Origin of the sequence: Mariniflexile sp. AS56 (assembly GCF_030552475.1) — a bacterium.
Classification (GTDB): domain Bacteria; phylum Bacteroidota; class Bacteroidia; order Flavobacteriales; family Flavobacteriaceae; genus Mariniflexile.
On sequence record NZ_JAUPED010000041.1, the window covers coordinates 1 to 3,595 of the forward strand.

Consider the following 3,595-nt stretch of genomic DNA (forward strand, 5'->3'; position numbering starts at 1 on the left):
TATAATTATCAAAATATTCTTTGTCTTTAAAAATTGACCTTTTCATTGGCGAGTAATCTTAAATGAACCACAACGGTTTTGTGTATGGTTAGTTGCGTGTTTAAGTAACTAATTTAGTAAACAAAAACGAACGCGAGAAAATTCCGAAGGAATTTTCCAAATAAGCACTTGCCAAAGCAATTAATTATACACGGTGTTGTAAAACGTTTTTTAATTCAAAACTAATTTTCCTTGTTAGATAAGTCTTCTTCCGCAATCCATTCCATAAAAGATGTATCAGCTCCACCGATTTTAATAACCTTATTTTTATGAGTCATTGCGCCTAATCCGTGTTCAATATCCCATTTGCAATCGAATTCAAAACCAATATATCCAATGTCATCTTTTTTAACATTCATAAAGTGTATTCTGATTAATTCGATAAGTTTTTTAAAATCATTTGGGTTAATAACATCTGGCATTAACTCTTTCTTCTCATCAGGTTCATAATCGTAAATGTCTTGAATTTCAGGATATTTAATAACTAAAGCTTTGAGTATCTCATTTTTGATTTCCCCTTCATTTTTTATAAGATATTCATTCGCTTTGTGTTGATAGGTTTCTATTTCTTCAGTTTCTAAAGTAGAATCTCCACCTATGGAATATTCAAAAAGAAAATCACTTTTTTTGTTTTCAAATTCATTCCAAGAAGAAAGATAAATTTCTCCTTCAATTCCATTTAATTCTCTATGTTGATTTTCGTTACCCAATGTTTCTCTCAAATGTTTTACAACGTGTTTGTGTATGGTTAGTTGCGTGGTTAAGCAACTAATTTAGTAAACAATAACGAACCCGTGAATATTCCGCAGGAATATTCGCAAGTAGGCTAGAACCAAGCAATTAATTATACACGGTGTTGGCACCAGTTTTTTGTTCAGTTTCATATAAATTCAAATCGTCTTTAATTTTATAGATGATAAGGATTATTAATTTCAATAATATTTGATAATCGTTTTGTTGTTCATCTTCCGAACTGCTGTTTGTTCCGTGCAAATATTTATTTCGTAAATCCATTCCATTCGAAAACTCTTTTTTATTTAGATAATAGTTTAAATATTTTCTTTCCTCAATGGTAAATAATGTGTTCTCAAATTTTACCATTCCCTTTTTTTCCATTTCTAAAATTTCATTTCTGATTTGCTCGGAATAGTGCCAAAAATTTAGAACATCCTCATAATGTAATTTCCCAATAACAAAAACTAATTCTGGGTTCTTAATTCTCAAAAACCCGTCTTTATCTTTGTACAAATAATTATTTGAAATTAAATAGTCAATATCTCCTTTTTGATAATCTTGAAAATCTTCATAACCAATATTTTCGTTTGTTAATAATTGATAAAATGAGCGATACTTTTCTTTAAAAGGCTCAATATAGTAGAGCATAGATGAATTTGAAAAGAAATAATAATTTAGCCTTAAATATTCTTCTCCTTGACCATAAACATATTTCTTATTTAGTTTACTTTTTACTTTGCTTAAATGTAATTGAGAGGAACTAATTTTAATCAAGTCAAAATCTATGAAACCTTCTTCAACGTAGCATTGATATTGTTTTATTAGGAACTCTAATTCAGGTGCTATAAATCTAATTTTCTCTAAAGGCGAAGCATTTTCAGAAGCGAATGAAATAGTTAATCCTTTAATTTCGAACCTTTCATTCAAGACTTCATTAACTTGATGTGATAAAACATTCTCAAGATTTATTTTGTTTTCTTGTAAGTAATGAAGATATAACGCTAATTGAATATGTGACAATAAGCTTTTACCGTGAAATTTAAAACTTATCAAGTACTCGTTTTTAGAACGCATAAAAACTCGTTCAAGTGATTCAATTTCGTGATTTTTACTCACTAATTCTATACAACCTTGTTCATTGATATATCTAAAAAGGTAAGAGAAGTTCCGAAAAATGTTTTCATTAGATTTTGTGACATCCAGCCACTTTTCGGAATAGGAATGCGTTAACTGACCATTTTTATTTTCTAATTTGTAAGGTTCATCTTGGTCTTTTGATAGCGAACCTTGTACTCTTTGAGAAGTACCAGCTTCTCTTTTAAAAAAATCATCATTCTGCTTTTTCTCTAATCTTTTTGCCTTTAATTTAGTCTTGTCTGATAATTTTAATGTTCTTGAATTAACAACTAGTTTAACGTAATTTAAATTAGCGTTAGGTAAATCTAGATAATTTAAAATCATAGATTCTTTATCGGAATCTTTTAATGTTGCTGGAAAGAATAATTTTGGTTTTTCAGATAAGATATGGTCTTCTTCGAACTGGGAAAGCAATAATTCTGCTGACTCTGTAGAATCCATAAGGAAGTCACTAATAATTCTAGAAAAATGATTTACTATATTTTTTTGCTTTAGCAATTGTCTTATGTGAAATCTGTTATTTTTTAGTATTTCTTTTAGGCTATCTGAAGAGATTTTTTTGTGAATGCTTAATTGACTTATTAAAGTCCAAAATGAATCATAATATTGATAATCAGTTGAAATAAAGTGAGTTGAAATATTTTCGCTATTTATTTTAAGAAAAAAAGAAGTTATTGTTTCCCAAAAGGAATTAACGGTTTTTAAATAATTCTCTTTTGTTTCTTCACACCAAACACTACGATAGAGTTCATTGTCAAAATAAAGTTTAATTTGATATAATTCTAGAATGTCGTTTATATCATAGAGATTTTTAGAATCGAATTTTTCAATTAAAGATTCAGCATTTTGTAGGTTTCTATCTTTTGATAAATCTTGTATTGAATAAAAAACTACTCGATTTATATCTCTTTTCATTGTCGGATTTCTGTTTCGGGTGATTTTGGTCAAATTGGTGCCAACGGTTTTGTGTATGATTAGTGGCGTGTTTAAGCAACTAAGTTAGCAAATAAAAACCGAATAGAAAATCCGCGAGGATTTTCGTAAGTAGGCGAGAACTAGCCATTAATTATACACGGTGTTGTACACCGTATTTTATTCCGTTGTTGCTTTTTTTGCTCTTACCATAACAGATTCTGCCAATTCATACATTGAGCAACTTTGTTCACTCATTTTTCGTTTTCCAATTCGTTTTATTTCAGCACTATCATTTTCCCAATCGAAAACATAAATTATTTCTCGATAAACTTCGTTCAATTTTTTATAATTTAATTCGTTGTCTTTTATTTCAAAGTTTTCTTCGGTTTCTATAATCTTAATTGGGATTCCGTTTTTCAGATAAATAATTGTTCTTATTCGACCATAAGAAAGTCCGATTTCCTCAACTATTTTACAAATCTTTTTTTCATTCCGCCAAACTTTTAAAATTCCGCCACCATCTGAAGCAATTCCAGTCAGTTCCACCCAATCAAATTCAGTTTCCGTAAGAGTGGAATCCGATTCTATAGAATTCACTTTGTTATCAATTGGGTCAAGATTATTTTCCTGTCCAAATGTTAAAAATCCGATTAAGGTAAATATGATTACGAATGTTTCTCTCATATGGTGTACAACGTTTTTGTATAAGATTAGTGGCGTGTTTAAGCACCTAATTTAGCAAATAACCACCAAATAGAAAGTCCGCGAG

General features: G+C 29.2%; 3 protein-coding genes. All 3 read right to left on the minus strand.

What is annotated here, in order from left to right; translation table 11 throughout:
* Positions 1-221 precede the first annotated feature (221 nt).
* Complete coding sequence (locus tag Q5N74_RS18790; protein WP_304390538.1) at positions 222-761, minus strand: hypothetical protein; 540 nt, start codon at positions 759-761, stop codon at positions 222-224.
* A 118-nt stretch (positions 762-879) separates the two neighbouring features.
* The gene (locus Q5N74_RS18795) at positions 880-2,826 is read right to left on the minus strand and encodes a hypothetical protein (protein ID WP_304390539.1); all 1,947 of its coding nucleotides are present in this window, start codon (positions 2,824-2,826) and stop codon (positions 880-882) included.
* 177 nt (positions 2,827-3,003) lie between these two features.
* Entirely contained in the window at positions 3,004-3,510 is a 507-nt protein-coding gene (locus Q5N74_RS18800; RefSeq protein WP_304390540.1) for a hypothetical protein, read from the minus strand.
* Positions 3,511-3,595: the final 85 nt, after the last annotated feature.

What these genes read in the sequence shown, in the direction of transcription:
- Q5N74_RS18800 (WP_304390540.1), bottom strand. Translation starts at nt 3,510, where the DNA reads ATGAGAGAAACATTCGTAATCATATTTACCTTAATCGGATTTTTAACA.
- Q5N74_RS18795 (WP_304390539.1), bottom strand. Translation starts at nt 2,826, where the DNA reads ATGAAAAGAGATATAAATCGAGTAGTTTTTTATTCAATACAAGATTTA.